Origin of the sequence: Tautonia plasticadhaerens (assembly GCF_007752535.1) — a bacterium.
Taxonomy (GTDB): Bacteria; Planctomycetota; Planctomycetia; order Isosphaerales; family Isosphaeraceae; genus Tautonia; species Tautonia plasticadhaerens.
The window spans coordinates 1,340,289-1,360,671 of sequence record NZ_CP036426.1; the positions used below are offsets into that span (position 1 = coordinate 1,340,289).

The 20,383-nt window shown below is 72.5% G+C and carries 10 protein-coding genes; 6 read left to right on the forward strand and 4 right to left on the reverse strand.

Annotation, left to right across the window (positions count from 1 at the left end; genetic code table 11):
- The first annotated feature begins 136 nt into the window (after positions 1 to 136).
- The 5 genes from ElP_RS05090 to ElP_RS05110 all read left to right on the forward strand — a co-directional run bounded on the left by ElP_RS05090 (position 137) and on the right by ElP_RS05110 (position 9,902).
- Positions 137 to 937 carry a sugar phosphate isomerase/epimerase family protein gene (locus ElP_RS05090; protein ID WP_145267603.1) on the forward strand — a complete coding sequence of 267 codons (801 nt, stop codon included), beginning with the start codon at positions 137 to 139 and terminating at the stop codon, positions 935 to 937.
- 361 nt (positions 938 to 1,298) lie between these two features.
- Positions 1,299 to 2,384, forward strand: coding sequence for a magnesium/cobalt transporter CorA (gene corA / locus ElP_RS05095; protein WP_197446728.1), 1,086 nt, complete (start codon positions 1,299 to 1,301; stop codon positions 2,382 to 2,384).
- A 1,325-nt stretch (positions 2,385 to 3,709) separates the two neighbouring features.
- Positions 3,710 to 6,772 carry a glycosyl hydrolase family 38 gene (locus ElP_RS05100; RefSeq protein ID WP_197446729.1) on the forward strand — a complete coding sequence of 1,021 codons (3,063 nt, stop codon included), beginning with the start codon at positions 3,710 to 3,712 and terminating at the stop codon, positions 6,770 to 6,772.
- 188 nt (positions 6,773 to 6,960) lie between these two features.
- Positions 6,961 to 9,159 (forward strand): mechanosensitive ion channel family protein, encoded by a 2,199-nt coding sequence (locus ElP_RS05105; protein ID WP_145267604.1) that lies wholly within the window; start codon positions 6,961 to 6,963, stop codon positions 9,157 to 9,159.
- 182 nt (positions 9,160 to 9,341) lie between these two features.
- Positions 9,342 to 9,902 carry a hypothetical protein gene (locus ElP_RS05110; RefSeq protein WP_145267605.1) on the forward strand — a complete coding sequence of 187 codons (561 nt, stop codon included), beginning with the start codon at positions 9,342 to 9,344 and terminating at the stop codon, positions 9,900 to 9,902.
- Between the two features lie 48 nt (positions 9,903 to 9,950).
- On the opposite strand, the gene ElP_RS05115 is transcribed toward ElP_RS05110, so the two are convergent.
- From ElP_RS05115 to ElP_RS05130, 4 genes are all read right to left on the reverse strand, one after another.
- Positions 9,951 to 11,111, reverse strand: a complete 1,161-nt coding sequence (locus ElP_RS05115) for a potassium channel family protein (protein WP_145267606.1) — start codon at positions 11,109 to 11,111, stop codon at positions 9,951 to 9,953.
- 138 nt (positions 11,112 to 11,249) lie between these two features.
- Positions 11,250 to 14,030, reverse strand: coding sequence for a protein kinase domain-containing protein (locus ElP_RS05120; protein WP_197446730.1), 2,781 nt, complete (start codon positions 14,028 to 14,030; stop codon positions 11,250 to 11,252).
- An 8-nt stretch (positions 14,031 to 14,038) separates the two neighbouring features.
- Positions 14,039 to 16,543 carry a glycosyltransferase family 39 protein gene (locus ElP_RS05125; RefSeq protein WP_145267608.1) on the reverse strand — a complete coding sequence of 835 codons (2,505 nt, stop codon included), beginning with the start codon at positions 16,541 to 16,543 and terminating at the stop codon, positions 14,039 to 14,041.
- 58 nt (positions 16,544 to 16,601) lie between these two features.
- Entirely contained in the window at positions 16,602 to 17,516 is a 915-nt protein-coding gene (locus ElP_RS05130; RefSeq protein ID WP_197446731.1) for a Gfo/Idh/MocA family oxidoreductase, read from the reverse strand.
- Between the two features lie 391 nt (positions 17,517 to 17,907).
- Here ElP_RS05130 and ElP_RS05135 point away from each other — a divergent pair, with 391 nt between their 5' ends.
- On the forward strand, positions 17,908 to 20,367 hold the full coding sequence (locus tag ElP_RS05135; RefSeq protein WP_145267610.1) for a cytochrome c biogenesis protein ResB: 2,460 nt from the start codon (positions 17,908 to 17,910) through the stop codon (positions 20,365 to 20,367).
- Positions 20,368 to 20,383: the final 16 nt, after the last annotated feature.

The window sequence follows — 20,383 nt, forward strand, 5'->3', positions numbered from 1 at the left end:
CGATGCGGGGCGGGGGCGGGGCCGAGGGGGATCTCCCCGCGGCGGGGCGGCTCGAAATCGGGGGCCACCGCGGTACAATCCATCAGACCAGAGCCGACCCCCCCGCGCCAATTCCGACCGACCCGAGCCCCCCGCCATGATCCGTTCCCCCCTGGGCCTCCGACTGCTGCCCGACCCCGACCGCCCCGTCAAGGACCAGCTCCGGGAGGCCGCCCGGCTGGGGGCCCGGGGCGTCGTCCTCGACGCCAGCGGGGACCTGAACCCGTCCCGGCTCTCCGACACCGGCCGCCGGGACCTCCGCCACACCCTCCGCTCCGTCGAGCTGTCGCTGATCGCCCTGTCGCTCCCCACCCGACGCCCCTTCGACACCGAAGACCAGCTCGACGACCGCCTCGCCAGGGCCTCCGCCGCCTTCACCCTCGCCTTCGAGCTGGGCGCGAAGCTCGTCCTGGCCCGGGTCGGGGCCGTCCCCCCCGAGGCCGACGCCCCCCGCCGGGCCGTCTTCTCCCACGCCCTGTCCGAACTGTCCGTCCGGGCCGACCACCGGGGCGTCAGGCTCGCCGTCGAGACCGGATCCGAGTCCGGCGCCGACCTCCAATCCTTCCTCGACGCCATCGACCATCCCGGCCTCGCCGCCAGCGTCGACCCCGGCGCCCTGCTCCGGCTCGGTCACGACCCGATCGAGGCCACCCGGGCCCTCGGCCCCCACGTCGCCCACGCCTATGCCCGAGACGCCACCGCCTCGGCCATCGACGAGGGGCCCGTCTCCGCCCATCCCCGCGGGTTCGGCTTCGCCCCCGGCGTCCTCGACTGGGAGGAGTACCTCGGCGCCCTCGAGGAGATCAACTACGCCGGATTCCTCACCATCTGGCCCGACCCCCGGCGGCCGATCGGCCCCCAGTTCTCGGCCCTCGCCGACCGCTTCGCCCGGTTCTGATCCGGAGCCCGGGACGGTTTCCCCGGCCCCGGGCACCCGATTCGCACCACCCCCCGTGGTCGGGCGCACCCCCCGACGGTGCGCGATCTCGGCCCCGGGAGGGGTCGACGTGATGCGATCCCGCATCGACCGGACGGCCCCGGCCGGGCCCGCCCCGGCGAGGTCGGCCGTCGTCGCGCACGCCGGACGACCCGGCCTCCGCGGCCGGCCGGTCGCGGGGGGCTCCGACCTCGCGCCTCCGGTCCGGCTCGCCGAGTCGTCCCGCCCGTCCCGGGCCGGGGGTGCATCGGCTCCCCGGGCGACCGCCCGGCCGCCCCCGCACCCCCGGCCCGCCCCCGGATCGAGCCAAGGAGACCCCGGAGTGAATGCGGCAACCCGGACTGCCTCCCGCTTCTTCAAGCGACACCCCAGGGTCGGGGCCCGGCCCGGCACGCTGGTCATCCCGGACGACGCCCCGCCGACGACCATCCGGATGGTCGAAGACTCCGGCGCCGAGATCCGGGAGCATGAAGTCCGGGACCTCGAGACGCTCCGGCGGGCGTTCGACGGCGGCACCACCACCTGGATCGACGTGCAGGGCTTCGGCGACCGCGACCGGATCGACGCGATCGGCTCGACCTTCGGGCTGCACCCGCTGCTGCTCGAAGACGTGGTGAACGTGCCCCAGCGGCCCAAGGTCGAGTCCTACGGGGATCAGGTCCTGATCATCGTCCGGATGATCCCGGTCGACATCGCGGAGCGTGCCGAGCCGGAGCAACTGAGCCTGGTCCTCGGGCCGCACTACGTGCTCACCTTCCAGGAGCGGCACGGCCACCTGCTGGCCCCGATCCGACGGCGGATCCGATCCCGCAAGGGGGCCCCGTCCGGCATGGGGGCCGATTACCTCGCCTACGCCCTCGTGGACACGGTCGTCGACGCCTACTACCCCGCCCTGGAGCGGATCGGCGAGCGCCTGGAGGACCTCGAGACCGAGGTCATCGAGCGCCCGACCCCCGAGGTGCTCGGCCGGCTCCACCACCTGAAGAATCGGCTGGTCGACCTCAGGCGCGGCATCTGGCCCCAGCGGGAGGCCCTCAACGCCCTGGTCCGGGGCGACTTCCCGGCGATCACCGACCCCGTCCGCATCTACCTCCGGGACACCCACGACCACTGCGTGCAGACCTCCGAGGTCGCCGAGATGTACCGGGAGATGGTCTCCGGCCTGATGAACACGTACCTCTCCTCCGTCGCCAACCGGACCAACGACGTGATGAAGGTGCTGACCATCGTCGCCACGATCTTCATCCCGCTGAGCTTCCTCGCCGGCGTCTACGGCATGAACTTCGAGCACATGCCCGAATTGCACTCCCGGTGGGCCTACCCCACCCTCTGGGCCCTCATGGTCGGCGTGGCCGGCGGCATGCTCGCCTTCTTCTGGCGCAAGGGGTGGATCGGCCCCGGCGGGTGACCGCCCCACCCGCGTTCGGCGCCCCCGTTCGTCCTCGCCGACTCCCTCCCCGGACGATGCATCCGGCGAGATCCTGCCCAGATCGGGCGTTCCCGGCCCGATCCCCCGCATTCGGGAAAGCCGGGGGCCGGGTGGGGTGGGATCGGTGGACGCGCAACGCGTTGCGCGCCATCGCCGACCCCGCACCCCGGCCCTCTCCCCGCTCGCGGGGAGAGGGGGCTCCGGACCCTCGCCCCCGTTGGCGGGGGAGAGGGTGGGCGCAGCCCGAGTGAGGGGGGATCGGACGATCCGCCGGGCTTGGGTCCGAACTCCGGGACCCTCGCCCCGGCATGCGCCCCGGGATCGGGGGACGAGGGACGGGACCGATCGGGTAAGAGGAAGGCGGATGGACAACCGAAAGATCCTGTGATTGCCGATCGCCCCGACCTCGATAGTAATGTCGGGGGACGACGACATCCTCGCCGTCCCCCGTCCGTCGATCGACCGCCCGGCCTCGACTCGTCCCCCTCTTTGGCAATCCGAGCAGCACCGTCCCATCGAGGCCCCTCGACGGCCGGGGCCGCCGATCCCGACCCGCCCGCCGGGATCGGCAGGCCCGAAGCGTGCGGGAGTCGACCCGACCTCCGGGTCGAGGGAGGACCCCCGGCCCTGTCGAACCGGCTCCTCCCCGGAGGGGCCGGGACCCCCGATCTGGCCGAGACCGCCCGGCGCGAAACGAACCCATCCTCGCCGGGGAGTTTGCGGAGCGAACCCATTCTCGATCGCCGAGACGGTTTCCCGTTCAGGGTTTAGGTCGTTGGCCCGGGGCGCACCGGGGCGCACCAGCCCACGCCCGGACCACTCCGAAGGGCGTACGACGCCCTCCGACCGCCCCGCGACCGCCCCCCGGCTCGACGACCCCGCCCCGGCGGTCGAGTCGCGCGAAACGAAGCCGATCGGGCGCGACGTTCGCGCGGAGCGAACCCAATTGACATCGCGGTAAACCCGTTGAGGAAAGACGTTGCATCAGGTCGTACCGGGTAAGCGAGGCGCACCGGCCCGCTCGGCCTCGACTGGGATTCGGGAGGGAGATCGACCGGGGCCGGCAACACGTGAACTCGGGCGCAACGAACCCATTCCCCCGGAGCCGTTGCGCGGAGCGAACCCAATTCGATCCTCCGAACGTTGAGTTCCAGTTTTGACTTATGGCCGATTGAGGCGGCGCATTGATGGCGCACCGGCCGGTGCGGCGCGGCGCATCGGCCCCTCCCGTTCTGGTATGATCCGACGACCCGGCACCCCCGGCACGTTTCCCCCAGGCCCCGACCGAGCAAGGCGACTGCGAGATGGTCAACGACGACGAACCCCGCCCCGACCGGCCGATCCCCGAGCCGACCGCCCCCGACGGCCCGCCCGGAGGGCCGGGGCCGGAGGCCGCCGTCGAGCCGTCCCCGGACCCCGAGCCCGCAGAGGCGACGAGCGAGCAGGAGGCCCCCGCCCCCGAGGGGCCGGTCGGCCCGAGGCGTCGGGTCGTGGTGATGATCGCCGACAGCGGCCGGAGGCCGGAGGAGCCGATCGACGAGGCCGAGGCCGCCATCGTCTGGGCGGCCGTCTCGGCGGCCTGGCACCCGGCGGTCCTCTCCCGATGCGACGCGACCCCGGAGGTCGAGGACGTCGACGCCCCGGGCGTCCCCCGGGAGGGCGAGGTCCGGCTGATCGCAGGCCGGGGGGTCGGCCACCTGAACTACGAGTACCGGGACCAGGGTTCCGAGGTCGGCGTCCCCGTCCTGATGATCGAGGCCGGCGAGTCCGACCGGGAGGGACTGGCCCGCCTGATCCTGGAGGCGATCGAACCCGGCGCCGACCCGGGCCCCGCCGACGACCCGACCGTCGGCGACTTCTACGCCCTGGGGGCCTCCCGGTGGTGGGTCCGGGACCTGACGATCGGCATGGAGCACGTCGACGTGCTCGACGCCGAGGCCCTCGGCCGGGAGGCGATCGGCGGCGCGAAGGCCTGGGCCTCGGGGGACGCCAAGGGGGCCGTCAACCGGCTCCGGGCCTCCTTCGAGCTGCTGACCGAGGCGAGGGAGCGGATCTACCCGGTCGACTCCTTCCTCGTCGACCTGCACCTGCTCGACGGCTCCTCCCCCGCCGAGGCCCTCGACGACGCCCTGGAGGCCAGGGCCCCCTTCACCCTGATCGCCCCGGCCCAGGCGATCGAGGCGATGGCCGGGAAGAACCCCGAGGCGATGGCCCGCCTCCGGTCGGCGATCGACGAGGGCTGGGCCGACGTGGCCGGCGGCCCGTTCGCCGAGACGGGGGAGTCGCTCCGCCCGGTCGAGACGATCCTCTGGCAATTCCGGCAGGGCTCGGCCACCTACCGGAAACACCTGGACGACCGGACGGTCGAGACCCTGGCCGGGCGCCGGTTCGCCCTCTACCCGATGCGGCCCCAGGTCGCCAAGCGGTTCGGCTTCCGCTACGGCCTGCACCTGGCCTTCGACGACGGCACCTTCCCGATCATCCGGGAGTCGAAGCGGCTCTGGGAGTCTCCCGAGGGGGCGAACCTGGAGTCGCTGACCCGTCCCCCGCTGGCGGCGGACAAGGATGCCACGGCGTTGACCCTCGCCTGGGAACTGGCGAAGTCGATGCGGGACGACCACACGGCCACGCTCGGCCTGGTCCACTGGCCGGATCGGGTCGCCGACTGGTTCCGGGACATCCGGAGGGTGGCGGGGTACTCCCCCGTCCTCGCCCGGTGGGCCACCCTGGGGGACTACTTCCACCTGACCGACCGCCCCTATGAGGTCCTCCGGCCGAAGCTGGACCAGTACGTCACCCCGTACCTGGAGCAGGCCGTCTCCCGGGGGGACCCGAGCCCGATCGGCCGTCGGGCCCGCCACGCCCGGCTCCGTGCCCGTCTCGACCTGGCCGACGGGCTCCGGTCCCTCGCCGCCGCCCTGGACTTCGTCGGGGAGCCGATCCCCGACGAGGAAGGCCCCCGCCCCGCCGGCTCGTCCGCCTTCGACGAGGCCGGTCGCCTGCTGGAGACGGGCATGCTCGACGAGGCGGAGGCGGCCATCGCCGCCCTCGAATCCCGATGGGCGGGCGAGGCGGGCCGCCGGGTCGTCCCGGCGACCGAAGAGGGGAACGGGGCCTCGGCGGGGCAGGGGGCGGGGGACCTGGTCCTCAACCCGATGTCGATCCCGAGGAGGGTCTCCGTGGTCCTGCCCGAGGCGTCGGGCCCGGTCCCCTCCGAGGGGCCGGTCCGGGTCTCCCAGTTCACGGCCGAGGGGACCGAGGCGGTCGTCACCCTCGCCGGGTTCGGCTTCGCCTGGATCCCCCGCGACCGACCCGGGATCCGGGAGGCCCCGGCGGGCCCCTCGGAGACCGTCCAGGCCCGGGGCCGGGTCCTCCGCAACGAGATGCTCCGGGCCGAGGTCGACGAGTCGACCGGAGGCCTCCGCGCCGTGATGGCCGCCGGCGAGGACGAGCCCCGGTTGGCCCAGCAACTGGTCATCGCCGGGGTCAGCGTGACGGACAAGAAGGGCCAGGTCCGCCACAGCCGGATGAAGGCGACCGGGTACGAGGTCGAGTACGGCGGCCCGGCCCTGGTGCAGGCGGTGTCGACCGGCCAGATCCTCCACCCGACCGAGGACCGCCCCCTGGCCGGGTTCCGCCAGCGGTTCCGCCTCTGGAGCGGCCGTCCGGTGCTGGAGCTGGAGGTCGAACTGACCGAGCTGGATGAGGCCTGGCTCGGGTCGATCGCCGACGGCCCGGCCTGGTCGCGGTACCTGGCCTGCCGCTGGGCCTGGCCCGACGGCAACGCGACCCTCCGCCGCTCCTCGCTCCTGGGCCTGGAGGCGACGACGGCCGACCGCCCCGAGACGGCCGAGGTGCTGGACGTCACCGCCCGCCGCCAGCGGACGGCCCTGCTGTTCGGCGGCCTGGCGCACCACCAGCGGCACGGGACGAGGATGCTGGACACCCTGCTGGTGGCCGGCAAGGAATCGGAGCGGTCCTTCCGGCTGGGCGTCGCCCTGGACCTGGAGCACCCGTTCCAGGCCGCGCTGGACCTGCTCGCCCCGCCGGCCGTCGTGCCGACCGCCGGGGGCCCTCCCCGGTCCGGGCCGACCGGCTGGTTCTTCCACCTCGACGCGAAGTCGGTGGCCGTCACCCGGGTCGAGCCGGTGGTGATCGACGGCGAGGGCCGGGGGCTGGCCTTCCACCTTCTGGAGACGGGAGGCAGGTCGGTCCGCTGCAAGCTCCGCCTGTTCCGGGAGCCGGTCTCGGCCCGCCAGACCGACTTCAACGACGAGCGGATCGTGGAGCTGTCGGTGACCGGGGACGCGGTCCAGCTCGACCTGACCCCCCACGAGCTGGCGAGGGTGGTCGTCACCCTGGCTTGACGGGATCCGGAGGAAATTGATGATGCTCGGGCCCTCGCATCCGGGCTCGGACCGGCGGGACCTCGCCGGCCGACGTTTCGGACCGGGTCGGGCCCGGGACTCCGGCGCCGATCGGCCGGGGGATCCGACTGGCCGGGCCGCCCCCCCGGCCGCATCTCGTCTTTCACCGAGGCAAGGAGGCCCGGCTTATGGCCCGCGTCCTGATCCTGGCGACGCTCTCCGCCCTGCTGGCGACCGTCCCCGTCGGGCCCCTCGGGGCCGAGCAGGGCCCCGCACCGACCCCCGACCAGACCGGCGGGGAGTCACCGCCCCCGACTCCGCCCTCCCCGCCGCCGGCTCCCCCCGCGGCGGCCTCGACCAGGGACGCCGAGCAGATCGCCAAGCTCTCCTCCTCGATCGCCGAGGACACCAGGAGGCTCGACGCCCTGAAGGCCGAACTCGACGGGGTCAAGGCGGAGGTCGACCGGGCCAACGCCGACTTCACCGAGGTCGAACAGACGCGGCGGGCACTGGCCGAGGAGCTGGAACGACTCCGGGAGGAGCAGCAGCCCTCGGCGGACCGCCAGTCGGAACTCGACGGCCTGGACAAGACCCTGGCCCTCGCCGCCGAGCGCCGGGAGCTGGCCGCCACCGACCTGAAGAACGTCACCGAGCAGATCGTCACGCTGGAGACCAAGCTCCGCCAGAGCGACCAGGCCCTGAAGAAGCTCCTGGGGTCGGGCGAGGCGCCCCCCGTCGCCGTCGAGCCCCCGGCCGCGCCTCCCGCTCCCGCCCCGACCACCCCGGCGGCACCCGAGCCTGCCGGCACGGCCGCCCCCCCCGCCCCCGCCCCCGCCCCGGCCGTCGTCGCCGCCCCCTCGGCCCCCGCCCCGGAGGCCCCCGCGCCGGAGGCCGAGCCCGCCGAGGAGTCGGGCCCCTCCCCGATGGGCATCCCCGGGCTCGGCTCGATCCCGAAGCCCGCGGCGGGGACCCCGGCCTCGGCCGGCTTCGGCCCGGACCCCGACGACCCGAAGCTCAAGAAGGCCCGGGAGGACGCCCAGGGGCTCGCCGCCGTCCTGGAGCGATCCGAGCGCGACGTGGTCGAGCTGACCGAACGACTCCGCACCATCGACGAGCAGCTCCGCAACGAGGAACAGGCCCGCGACACCGCCCAGCGGATCATCGACAACGCCGAGGCCAGCGGCGCCGAGCTGGCACGGGGATTCCAGGAGAAGCTCTTCGGCCGGGCCCCCCCCGAGGAACTCCGGGAGATCCAGGCCAAGATCCGGGACAACGAGAAGCGGCTGATCCAGGCCCGGCTGGAGTCCCGGGAGCACGGCGACGAGATCATCCGGCTCCAGGCCGAGCGCGGCGAGCTGGCCGGCCAGTTGCAGCTCGCCCGGTGGCAGGCCGAGTCGGCCCGGTCGCAGCTCAATGAGGCGCAATCGGCCCTCGAGCGCATGGAGAACCCCTTCTCGCCGGAGAACATCCTCGGCTGGCTGCTCAATCACGGCGTGAAGGTCGTGGTGATCATCCTGGGGATGGTGCTGCTCCGCTGGGGTTCGGGGCTGCTCAGCCGTCGGATCGTCACCCTGCTCAGCTCCCGGAGCCAGCGGGGCACGACGGCCGAGAAGGAGCATCGGATCTCCACCCTGGTCGGCGTCTTCGACAACGCCGCCTCGGTGGCGATCGTCATCGGCGGCTTCCTGATGGTCTTCCAGGAGGTCGGCGTGCCGGTCGGCCCGCTGCTGGGCGGTGCGGCGGTCTTCGGCCTGGCGGTGGCCTTCGGCGCCCAGAACCTGATCCGGGACTACTTCTACGGGTTCGTCATCCTGCTGGAGAACCAGTACAAGCTCAATGACGTGATCAAGATCCGCGACATCGCCGGCCAGGTCGAGGCGATCACCCTCCGCGTCACCGTCCTCCGGGACCTGGAGGGCTGCGTCCACTTCGTCCCCAACGGCGAGATCACCCAGGTCACGAACATGACGCACGGCTGGTCCCGCGCCCTGTTCGACATCGGGGTCGCCTACAAGGAGAACGTCGACCGGGTGATGGAAGTGATCATGGAGGTCGGCAAGGAGCTGCGCAAGGACCCGATGTTCCGGATGCTGATCCTGGAAGATCCGACCATGCTTGGCGTCGACTCGTTCGCCGACTCGGCCGTGCAGATCAAGTTCTTCATCAAGACCCGGCCCTTGCAGCAATGGGCCGTCAAGCGGGAGCTGCTCCGGAGGCTGAAGAACCGGTTCGACGAGCTGGGGATCGAGATCCCCTTCCCGCACCGGACGGTCTATCACCGGGGAGACGAGGGGCGGGCCTCCCAGCTCCTGACCGAGCCCCACGTGTCCGACGACGAGGTCATCGTCGCCGGCCGTGCGGGACCCGGGGCCTCGATGGGCCGATGACGGCACCGGTCGGCCCCGCCCCGGGGCGTGTGCGCCGGGGCGGGGGTCGCGTACAATGCCGATCGGTCGGGCTCGGCCGTCGAGGACGGGCCGCCCCCGACCCGACTCGATTCGACTCGACCCGGGCCGACGGCATCGAGCCGAACCGTACCGACTCCGACGTCCACCAGGGAGACCGCACCGTGAACCGCCCGATCCGACGGACGATCGCCGCCCTCGGCCTGATCCTGGCCGTCACCCCGGCCCTCGACGCGCAGGAGCCGAAGCGTCAGGAGACCCAGGCCGTCAAGGCCGGTGACCTGACGTTCGAGGTCCCGGCCTCGTGGAAGGTCAACCGGCCTTCCAGCCAGATGCGGCTGACCGAGATCGAGGTCCCGCCGGCCGAGGGGGACGAGAAGCCCGCCGAACTCGTCCTGTTCGCCTTCCCCGGCGGGGCCGGCACCGTGGCGATGAACGTCGACCGCTGGAAGCGGCAGTTCGTCGACGAGTCCGGCGGCAACCCCGAGGTCGAGACCGAGATCCTCGAGTCGGGGGACGCCGAGATCACCGTGGTCCGGACCTCCGGCCGCTACGTCACCCAGATCCCCGAGCCGATGGACGAGCCGGGGTATCGGCTGCTCGGGGGCATCTACCCGACCGCCCGGATCGGCTATTTCTTCAAGCTCGTCGGCCCGGACGCGACCGTCCGGGAGGCCGAGCCGGCCTTCCGGGCCATGCTCGAATCGATGAAGCCGGCGGGATGACCGGGACGAGGCCGGCCCCCGGGCGGGGGCCGGCCGTCGCCGCCCGGATCAGGCGGGGAACAGGTCTTCGAGCTTCGGGTGCTTGCGGCTGAGGACCACGAGCAGGTCGTCGGCCCGGGTCGGCCCCGCCTCCTCGCCGATGGGGTTGATCATCATCTCCTCCTCGCGCTGGACGCCGATCAGGACGCAACCCCTCGGGTCCCCCCTGGCGGTCCGGGCGAACAGGACGGAGAGCTCCTCGAACCCCTTGCCGACGAGGGCCTCGGGGACGGGCACGACGTAGAGCTCGTTGTTGTCCTTGCGGACCGTCAGCAGCTCCTGATAGACCCGGATCATGCCGTGGAAGAGCGAGGCCCGGGCCAGCAGCCTCAGCCCGATGTCGTGGGCCGAGACGACCTCGTCGGCCCCGGCCTTGCGCAGGTGGATCCGGTTCCCCGGGTTGAGGCACTCGGCCACGACGTTCGGCTGGTCGTCCCCCTTGCAGATGTTGCGGATCGAGACGCAGGTGAGGATCGTCTTGCCGTCGGCGTGCTTGCCCTCCCTCGAGTCGACGAGGACGACGACCGAATAGGCCCGGGCCACGCCGGCGCGGCGGAGGGCCACCTCGCTGGTCGGGTCTCCCTTGACGATGTAGACGTCGGTGAAGGCCGTCTCGTCGGCCTTGTCGGGCAGCTCGATCTCGTCGGGCTGGTCGTGGATGATGACGATCGGTCGCCAGTCGGTGACGATCCGGCTGTGGACCTGCCGGATCAGCTCGGACCCGCGGGTCGCCCAATTGCACAGGACGATGTGATTATCCATTGCCGTTGAGTCCACTTCCCTCCTCCGCAAGTAACGCTCGATGAGGATCGAGGCGACGCTGGCGGTGAACAGCCCGACCAGGCCGACCCCGACCCCTTGCAGGAGCATGACGATCAGGCGGCCGGCCCAGGTCCCCGGGGGCTCGTCCGGGCCGCTGAACAGGAGGATCCAGACGCTCCAGAGCGCCTCGGGGAAACTGGCGAAGTCCGGGTTGGTCTTCCCCTCGACCGCGAGCAGGCCGACGGCGCCCAGCACCCAGATCAGCAGCGTCATGCCGACGATCCGGGAGACCTGGTGACGATTCCAGCTCGTCAGCGCCTTGAGCAGGCGGGCCTTCAGCGAGCGTTTCTTCCGCGATCGCCGGCCGATCGGCCGGCCGAACGCGATCGCCTGTCGGATTCGGGTCATGGTCCGGCCTCACTGACGGGCCGGGGCCGCATCCCGGCGGTGGGTCCATCCCGGGGGACCTCGGTCGAGGGGGCCGGGGGCGGGGGGGCCTCGGGGCGCTCGGGCCGTCCCGGCGGTCGGGCGACCCGGCCGGGGCCATCAACGCGGCACCAGCCGGGTCCGGGCAAGGCGGTCGTGCAGCATCCGGCCGGGGAAGGCGAGCTCATGGGCCATGTCGATCAGCACCCAGGTACCCGGGAGGGCCCAGACCGCCCAGAGGAGCCAGGCCGGGGTCCCCCAGGCCGCCCCGGTGCGCACGAAGATGGCGACGAGCCCGAGCCCCATGAGGGGCGCCCAGATGACCAGTTCCCGCACGGCGCAGTGCGGGCGGGACGGGGGCATGCCGTCGTCCCGGACGAGCACGGCCCCCAGGAAGCTGGAGGTCCACCGGCATCGGGAGACGGCCGCCATCGCCGGCCAGAGGATCAGGGAGAGGCACGCGAACTGGATCGCCTCGACTCGGGCCTGGGAGATCCCCGAGGCGTCGTGCATCCGCTCGCCGAACCCGGCGGCGTGGATCATCCCCAGCAGCAGCGTCGTGCCCGCCAGCCTGAGGGGGATCGAGGCCACGAAGGTGGAGAGGCGGTTGACCCGGGCCATGAAGGTCAGCTCGTCGGGCTCGGAGGCCAGCCCCCGGAGCCGGTCCCGGGCCTCGACGAGGCGGTCGTACCGGGGACCCGGGCCGGCGAGCCGGTCCAGCAACTCCCGGGCCTGGGCGGGGACCGGGGCCCGGATGGCGGAGGTGGCGTCGGACGACCGGCGGCGTCCCCCTTCGAGGGCCAGGGCGGCCACCCTCGCCAGCAGCGTCAGGGACCGTCGGTCGCCGTCGACCCTGGGTTGATCGGGGGGGTGCCCGGCCCGGGGGGCCGGCCCGCCGAGCGGGTCGACGAGTTGGACGGATCCGTCCGGCTCGACCCAGACCTGCTCCGGGTCCAGGGAGGCCGGCAGGGTGCCGTCGGCCATCGAGGAGGAAAGCTCCTCGGCCAGTTCGGAGAGGATCGGGCGGGCCTCCGACCAGGGCAGGCCCTCCGGCCCGGCCACGTCGGCGATCGGGGCCCCGGCGGGGGCGGTGTAGGCGTCCCATCGCCCCTCGGGGGTCTCCCCGCCGGAAATCCAGCGCGAGCGGGTCGGCCGGTTCAGCTCCCGACGGGCGGTGTCGGGTTGTTCGGAGCGGTCGGCGGACATCACGACCCAGACCTCCCGGCCGAGCCCGGAGTCCTCCGCGGCCAGGACCCGACGGCCGGACTCCCAGCGCACGGCGCCCCGGATCCGGTAGGGGCCGACGTGGTCGAGCACCCCGGGGGGGCGCCGGATGATGCTGCTGTCCCGGGCCGACCGGCGTCGGGCCGAGGGTTCCCGACGTCGGGCGGCCCGGGGGAGCCGGACGGTCCGGGTCCGGCTGAGGAATTCGTGCATGCCCCGATAGCCGTTCCGCCTCCGCATCGGCCCGAGGACGATCGCCAGGCCGAGGGCCGGGAGCAGGACGTTGGCCAGGGCGAAGCCGAGCGACTCGCGCCCCCAATCCAGGATCCGGTCTCCCCAGATCTGCTCCATGATCGTCGTCACCAGACTCCAGGGCAGCAGGGCGATGCCGTAGAACGCCAGGGCCCGGACCGAGGCCAGGGGGATCCCGGGCTCGGCCCTCCGGTCGTCCCGGAAGACGCGGAGCCGGAGCAGTCGCTTGCCGACCGCGGCGCCGAGCAGCCCTTCCAGCGGGCCGAAGTAGGCGACCCAGGAGACGAGGTCGGACAGCATCATCCCCCAGAGCTCCCCCAGCAGCGGGCGGAAGGCCAGCAGGTGGAGGGCGGCCCAGAGCAGGCCGATGCAGGCGGCGTCGACGGCGAAGGCGGCGACCCGGGGGGCGAGGCCGGCGTCGGGGATCGGGTGCGGGGCGAAGGGGAGCAGGGCGTCCCGGAACTCGGAGAGGCTCCTCCAGCGGCGGTCTCGGTCACGCTCCAGGCCGCGGAGGACGGCCGATTCGAGCCCGGCGGGGGCGTCGGGCCGTCGTTCCCGGAGCGGCCGAGGGGCCTCGGAGACGATCCGGGCCAGGGCCGCGGTGGCGTCCTTGGCCTCGAAGGGGGGATGCCCGGTCAGCAGGAAGTGCAGGGTGGCGGCGACCGAGTAGATGTCGGTCCGCTCGTCGACCGGCTCTCCCTTGACCTGCTCGGCCGAGGCGTAGAGCGGCGTGCCGATGAACGAGCCGGTCCGGGTCAGGCTGGTGTCGGCGGCCAGCGATTTCGAGAGGCCGAAGTCGCCGACCTTGACCCGCCCGTCGGCCTCCAGGAAGCAATTCGAGGGCTTCACGTCCCGATGGATCACCCCGAGGCGGTGGGCGGCGATCAGGCCGTCGATCACGTCGAGGATGCGGAGGACGGCCTCCTCGACCGGCAGCGGCCCGACCGAGTCGACCAGCCCCTGGAGGGTCTGGCCGGTCATCAGCTCCATGACGATATAGGGCCGGCCGTCGACCTCGTCGGCCGCCAGCACGAAGACGCATCGAGGGTGGCTGATGGTGGCGGCCAGTCGCCCTTCCTGGCGGAAGCGGTCGATCGACTCCCGGCCGGCGCCGATCCGGTCGGAGAGGACCTTGACGGCGACCTTCCGGCCGTGGACCTCGTCCTCGGCCTCGAAGACGGCCCCCATGCCCCCGTCGCCGATCCGACGGACGAGGCGGTAGCCGGCCAGCCGGTCGGGGATGGACGCCCCGGGGCCGATCGACGGGCCGACGACGGTCAGCCCGGCCTCGGGGGCGGGGGAGTACTCGATCGTCGCCTCCAGGGCGCTGCCGTCGAGCGGCTGGCCGCAATAGGCGCAGAACCTCGGACGATCCCCGGAAAAGTCCAGGTTGCGACCGCATTTGCGACAGGACGCCGACGCCATCTCCTCGCTCACCTCCGCTGGACCGGATCCGGATCCCGGGGACGAGCGGTCGGCCGCCGCCGATCCGTTCCGGGTGGAAGGGGATCCATGCCGCATGCAAAGCCCGCGCCGATCCGGTGTCGGGCGGCGGGCGCCCCGGGGTGTTCAGCCCCCCGGGGCGGGGCTATCCTGGTGGTCGGCGACTCCCCATCGATCCGGAGGAGGCGCCGACCCTCGGAGGCCGTCCCGCCATGCCATTCTCCTCGATCACCTGCGCCCGATGCACGGGGGAGAACCACTCCTCGGCCCGATTTTGCGACAGTTGCGGGCTCCCGCTCGGGGCCGTCGAGCCCGACGCCGAGGCCGCCCAGGAGGCGCTGGGGCCGTACGAGATCCCCGACCCGGCCGACCCCGATACGTCCCGGGTGATCCGGGAGTTCGTCTCCCAGGCCGAATATGAGGCCCATCCGGCCGGGCACGGCTACCGGCTGGTGGTGCCGATGCCGCCGGATCGCCGCCAGGCGGTCTACGTCGGCTACGTCGGCACCGACCGGGACGACCGGCCGATCATCTCGCTCGTCTCGGTCTGCGGCACGGCCAACCAGCGGGACGGGAGGGACCTGCTGAAGCTCAACGCCGTGACCGTCGAGGGGCACTTCGCCATCAAGGTCCTCCGGGGGGAGGAGTACTACGTCGTCATCCGCAACCTGACCCCGGAGGCCGCCTTCGAGGCCGATGCCCCCGCGATCGTCCGCCGGATCGCCGAGCTGGCCGACGGGCTCGAGGATCGCCTCTCCCGGGGTCGAGACCTGTTCTGACCCCCCGGTCCCCGGCCCGAAGACCCGGTCGGCGCGATAGATGGCGATCGTGCCGTCGTCGGTCAGCCGGACGGGGGCGACCCCGACCAGGGCATCGAAGTAGCCCTCCGGGCCCCAGGGGCCGTGTTGCAGCGAGGCCGAGACGGCGACGAACCGCGTCCGGGCCGAGAAGCGGCCGGGCAGCCCGGGATGGTCGGCCCCGGCGTCGACCACCAGTCGGGTGCCCGACACGCCGTAGTGGCCCGGGTCGGTGTCGCCGAAGTAGTAGAGGGTCAGATCCCGATAGCCCGGCTCGGCTCGCTGGAGCCGGGCCAGCTCCCGTGCCCCCTGGCCCCAATCGAGGTTCGAGTCGGCCAGCACCCGGCGGCCGCCCCGGGGCCCGCCCGCCAGGGCGTTGAAGTACGACAGCTCATGGGGGTGGACGCCCGCCACGGCCGACGCCATCCCGATCAGGCCGATCGCCGAGAGCACCCGGGCCGCCCTCGGCCCCTCGGCGAGCCGGGAGACCCAGACGATCGCCATCGGGGCGACCGGCAGCAGATAGCGCAGGCCGAAGTTCCGACGGGAGCCGAGGGCGGTCAGGGCCAGCATCGCGACGATCGTCGTCGCCATCAGCACCTCATCGCTCGAAGGCCGCCGCCATCCCCGGTCCCGGAGCGACCGGAGGCCGATCGCCGCCCGCCCCCCGGCCAGCAGCCAGAAGGCGACCGGGACCTTCACCGCCATCGCGACGAGGTAGTAGTACCACCAGCCCTCCGTCCGACGCTCGCCGAGCAGGTAGCTCGGGCCTCCGGAGCGCTGGTGGATCGCCTGGATCGCGAAGGCCACCCAGTCCTGCGGCCAGTCCGACTCGGCGGCCGAGGCGAGCAGGCCGTCGATCGTCGGGCCGAAGCGGCCGACCAGGGCCGGATGGGACTCGCCGACCCGGGCCGAGGGGGTCATCGTCTCCATCCCGGTGACGAGGAGGTTCGTCGCCACCATCACGAGGCCGAAGGCGGCCATCCCCGAGGAGACCCGGACGACCAGCCCCAGGGGGCGGCGATCCCCCCGGAGCAGGCGGTCGGTCAGCCAGGCGAGCGCGAGGATCGGCGGCAGCACGACGGCGGTGAACTTGCAGGAGAAGGCCAGGCCCGCCGCCGCCGAGGCGCCGAGGAACGCCCCCCGACGGCCCGTCTCCAGGAACCGGGCGAACAGCAGGCTCGACGCCGTCCAGCAGGCGAGCAGCGGCAATTCCATGGTGATCAACCCGCCGTGCGCCAGCAGGTTCGGGCTGACCGCGAAGAGCAGGGCGGCCATCGCCGAGGCGCGGGGGCCGTACGCCCTCCGGGCCCAGATCGAGGTGATCGCCAGGGCGGTCGCCCAGAGCCAGAGGGCGCCGACCCGGACGATGGGCAGCAGGGTCGCCTGGTGGGCGATCGGGTCGTCGAGGAGGTGGCCCCGCCCGAGGCGGTCGAGGATCCAGAACGTGGTCGCCTGCTGGAGCTTCAGGAAGGTCATCGGCGACCCCATCCGGCCGATCGTCTCTTGCTGGCCGGTCCGCCACCACTCGGCGGCCAGCCGGAGGTAGGCCACCTCGTCGTAGGTCGCCGAGCTGCGAGCGGCCGAGTCGACCATCAGGGCGAGGCCGAGCGCCCATGACACCAGCACGGCGATCGGCCAGAGCCGTCGCCACCGATCCGGGGGGGGGGCGGGGTTCGAGATCGGGTCGGCGTCCATACCGGGTCCATCCTCGGGGGAGCATCCGTGCCCGGAGGGGGCCCACCCCTCCTCGGGGTCACAGCTCGAAGGTGAGGCCGCCCGCGTCCAGCCTGGCGAGTTCCTCCGGCCCCGGGGCCAGCGACTGCTCGCCTCGGACCAGGCGGAGGAAGTGGTCGATCATCAACTCGGTCGGCGGGCCGTCGGGGAGGGACTCCTCGACCTCCCTCGAGCCGTCGGACCAGCGGAGCCGCCCCCGCGAGTCGATCCGGGCCCACCCCCGATCGGCCTCGACGGCCAGGCTCGCCGAGGGCCGATCCCCGCCCCCGGCGACGAGCGTCAGGCGACTGCTGGCCCCTCCGGGGGATTGGAGCTCGACGACGCGGAGGGCCTGGCCGTCCCGGTCGACTTTCCGGGAGAGTCGCGCGGGGCCCGGCCCGTCCTGGAACAGGGAGCCGCACCAGTCGACCATCCCGATCGCCAGGTCGGAGACCTCCGGGTCGGCCGAAGGTCCCCGGGCCCGGGCCCGGGCCCGGGCCCGGCGGGCCGGGCCGAGTTCGGTGGCCAGCAGCTCCCGGAGCCTCAGCGTCTCGGCCGAGAAGCGGCGAGGCAGCTCGATCATGACCGGCGTCCCCGCCCGGGACGACGGCCTCCGGGCCAGTTCATCCAGCGCCGCCCTCGGGCCGAAGGCGCAGAAGACCGGCTTGTCCCGGTCCAACGCCGCCCCGAGGGGCCAGGCGCCGAACCAGGGGTCGTCGAGCACCAGGACCGCATCCACGTCCGGCCGGTCGATCAACGCGGTGACCCCCTCGACCGCGTCGCATCGGAGCCGATCCGCCTCCGCCTCGGAGCGGTGGACGACCGGGTCGCAGACCGCGACCACCCGGGCCCCGACGCCGGGGCGAGTCATCGGCGACCGATAGCGGTCGGCCCAGGCCCGGCCCAGGCCGACCACCCCGACCCGAACGATCTTCGCCGTCTCCGAGCGACTCAACCCGGCCCCCTCCTCGACGCCCGACGCCATCGGATCGCCGATTATGGCCTCAGTGGCCGAGTTCGCCTAGGCGGACCCGACGCCAAACGGTCGAACACTTGTTGGAAAACCGGCGGTCGCGGCCGGGAAAGCTGATTGCTGGCCGGGGGGAGATCCGATAGGATCGGGTTACGCTCCGATCGCCGGTTCGCGCGAACGACGACGGGCTCGCCGTCGTAGAGAATGGGGACATCGGGCCCGGGCCGGTCCGCCCCGCCCGAGGACCCGGCGAGCGCCGGAGCGACGACGACCCGCCCGATCGATCCCGCCTCGACCGCCCCCCCTCGTTTCGCCCGCCGAACGTCGTGCGCCCACCCGCCGAGCCAGGCACCGAGAGCCAGGTGACGAGATCATGGCAACCGTCTCCAAGAAGCCGTCGTCCCCGAACCCGAAGCCCTCGGGAAGCCGTCGGGACGGAGAGGATCGCGCCGACGAGGGGCCGATCCTGCGGGCCTTCAACGCGGCCTACCGGTTCCTCGCGTCGCTGAAACTGGCGGTCCTCAGCCTCTCGACGCTGGTGATCGTTCTGTTCATCGGCATGATCTACGAGCGGAACTACGGCAACGCCGCCTTGCAGCAGTATTTCTACCGGACCTGGTGGTTCGGCCTCCTGCTGGCGGTGCTGGGGATCAACATCCTCTGCGCCGCGACGATCCGGTTCCCCTGGAAGAGGCGCCAGACGGGGTTCGTCGTCACTCACGCCGGCCTGATCGTGGTGCTCGTCGGCTCCTGGTTCAGCTTCCAGGCCGGCGACGAGGGGCAGGTGGCGATGGCCGAGGGGGACACATCCGCCTCGCTCGTCCGCATGAACGACTACGCCCTGCGGGTCCGGGCGGTCGATTCGGCCGCCGTCGGTGAGGCCGATGCGACCCTCCGCGAACTCTTCGCCGAGGTCGCCGGCGGGCATGAGCACGGCGAGGATCACCAGGCAGGCGATCCCCAGGATGCCGCGATCCACGACCTGCAGGATCGCATCGTGTCGGCGGTCGAGGGCGGGGCTCCTTCGCCGTCCGCCCTCCGGGGCCTCGCGTCGCACCCGGCCGTGCCGGCGGAATTCCGGGACCGGCTGGGCCGGCTTTCCGCCGAGATGTCGGGGGAATCCTACTCCTTCCCGTTCTTCCCCGGCCCGAGGGAGTGGCCCCGGGAACGGACCGAGACCTTGACCCGGCCGGGGGACGAGTTCCAGCTCGAGGTCACCGCCTTCCTGCCCTCGTCCCGGGGGAAGCGGATCGTCGAGGAGGTGCCCTTCGGCGGCAACCCGATGATCAAGATCGCGATGGAACTGACCCCGCCGAACGCGCTCAGCCCGATGGACCCGCTGGAGGATCCGTTCATCGAGGACGATCGCCGGTGGATTGCCGCGGACGAGCTGTTCAAGCGGTCGGTCACGTCGATCGGCCCCGCGCGGTTGGTCTTCCAGCACGTCCCCGGCGGGATCCGGGGCAAGGAGGCGGCCAACGACTTCCTCGGCCTCCCCGAGAAGGGGACGGTCGAGTCGGCCCGACTCCATTATGAAGACAGCAAGGGCCGGACCCGGACCGCCGTCTTTTTCCCCGCCAACGAGACCTGGTCCATGCCCGACGGCTCGACCGTCCAGGGGCGTACCGCCACGCTGACCGACAGCGACCTGACGGCGACCTACAACCTCTCGGGCGCGCTCAACGACGAGGGGATCTTCGACCGCCTCCGCTCGACCCGGTTCGACGTCAAGCCGAGGGGAGGCGAGGCCCCCCCCAGGCCGATCACGCTGGGCAGCTTCCTGCTGGCGATCGTCGAGAACACGAAGGACGAGCAGATGCCCCTGGCCGAGTTCTCGGTCAGGAGGTCCGACGGCCCGGAGGTCATCCACTGGGCCGTGCCGATCCCCAACGCCGCCCTGCCGCCGATGAGTTTCACGGCGACCGACCGCCCCGGCCTCTACGAGCCGGCCGGGACCCTGGTGCGGATTTCCTACTATCGGCCCCTGGAGTTCGACGCCGGGATGCAGGGACTCAAGGGCTCGGTCGAGGTGCTCGGCGTCGGGGACGACCAGCTGTTCTTCCGCACGGTCAACGCCGAGGGGATCCAGAACCAGGGGGAGCTGGAGCTCCGAGAGAAGGTCGACGCCTTCGGCGGCGAGAACCGGGCGATGCAGGCGGCCTTCTCGGTCGACGAATTCCACGACTCGGCGGTCCCCAAATTCACCTATGTGTATCAGGAACTGCCCGTCAATCAGGCCGGGCAGGGCATCCCGGCGGCCCGGGTGAAGCTGACCCGTCGGGGGAAGAGCGAGGAGCGCTGGGTCCGGCTCTCGACCACGACCACCCTCGCCCCCAACGCGAGGGCCATCGAGACGTTCCCGCTCGGCGATGAGATCTACACCATCTCCTACGACGTGGATCGGGGCGACTTGCCGTTCTCGCTTCGGCTCATCGACTTCCGCCGTCGGTTCGATCCCGGAACCCGACAGCCGAGCCACTACGAGAGCGACGTGCTCCTCTACGATGAGGAGCAGGGGATCGAGGGGGAGAAGGTCACCATCTCGATGAACGAGCCGCTCTCGCACCGGGGATACACCTTCTACCAGTCGAGCTTCAACCCGCCGACCGATGCGAGCGGCGAATTCGTGTCGGTGTTCCAGGTGCGCTACGACCCCACCTGGCAGATCATCTACGGCGGGTGCCTGCTGGTGGTCATCGGCACCTTCCTCCAGTTCTACATGAGGGCCGGGCTGTTCACCGACGGCGGCCGGCTCGAACGCGAGCGAGAGGCCCGCAAGCGGGGAGAGTCCCCGGACCTGGGAGCCCCTCCCGCGGGCCAGGACGAACCGTGATGTGATCACCCCCCCG

What these genes read in the sequence shown, in the direction of transcription:
- ElP_RS05090 (WP_145267603.1), top strand. Translation starts at nt 137, where the DNA reads ATGATCCGTTCCCCCCTGGGCCTCCGACTGCTGCCCGACCCCGACCGC.
- ElP_RS05100 (WP_197446729.1), top strand. Translation starts at nt 3,710, where the DNA reads ATGGTCAACGACGACGAACCCCGCCCCGACCGGCCGATCCCCGAGCCG.
- ElP_RS05105 (WP_145267604.1), top strand. Translation starts at nt 6,961, where the DNA reads ATGGCCCGCGTCCTGATCCTGGCGACGCTCTCCGCCCTGCTGGCGACC.
- ElP_RS05115 (WP_145267606.1), bottom strand. Translation starts at nt 11,111, where the DNA reads ATGACCCGAATCCGACAGGCGATCGCGTTCGGCCGGCCGATCGGCCGG.
- ElP_RS05120 (WP_197446730.1), bottom strand. Translation starts at nt 14,030, where the DNA reads ATGGCGTCGGCGTCCTGTCGCAAATGCGGTCGCAACCTGGACTTTTCC.
- ElP_RS05125 (WP_145267608.1), bottom strand. Translation starts at nt 16,543, where the DNA reads ATGGACGCCGACCCGATCTCGAACCCCGCCCCCCCCCCGGATCGGTGG.
- ElP_RS05135 (WP_145267610.1), top strand. Translation starts at nt 17,908, where the DNA reads ATGGCAACCGTCTCCAAGAAGCCGTCGTCCCCGAACCCGAAGCCCTCG.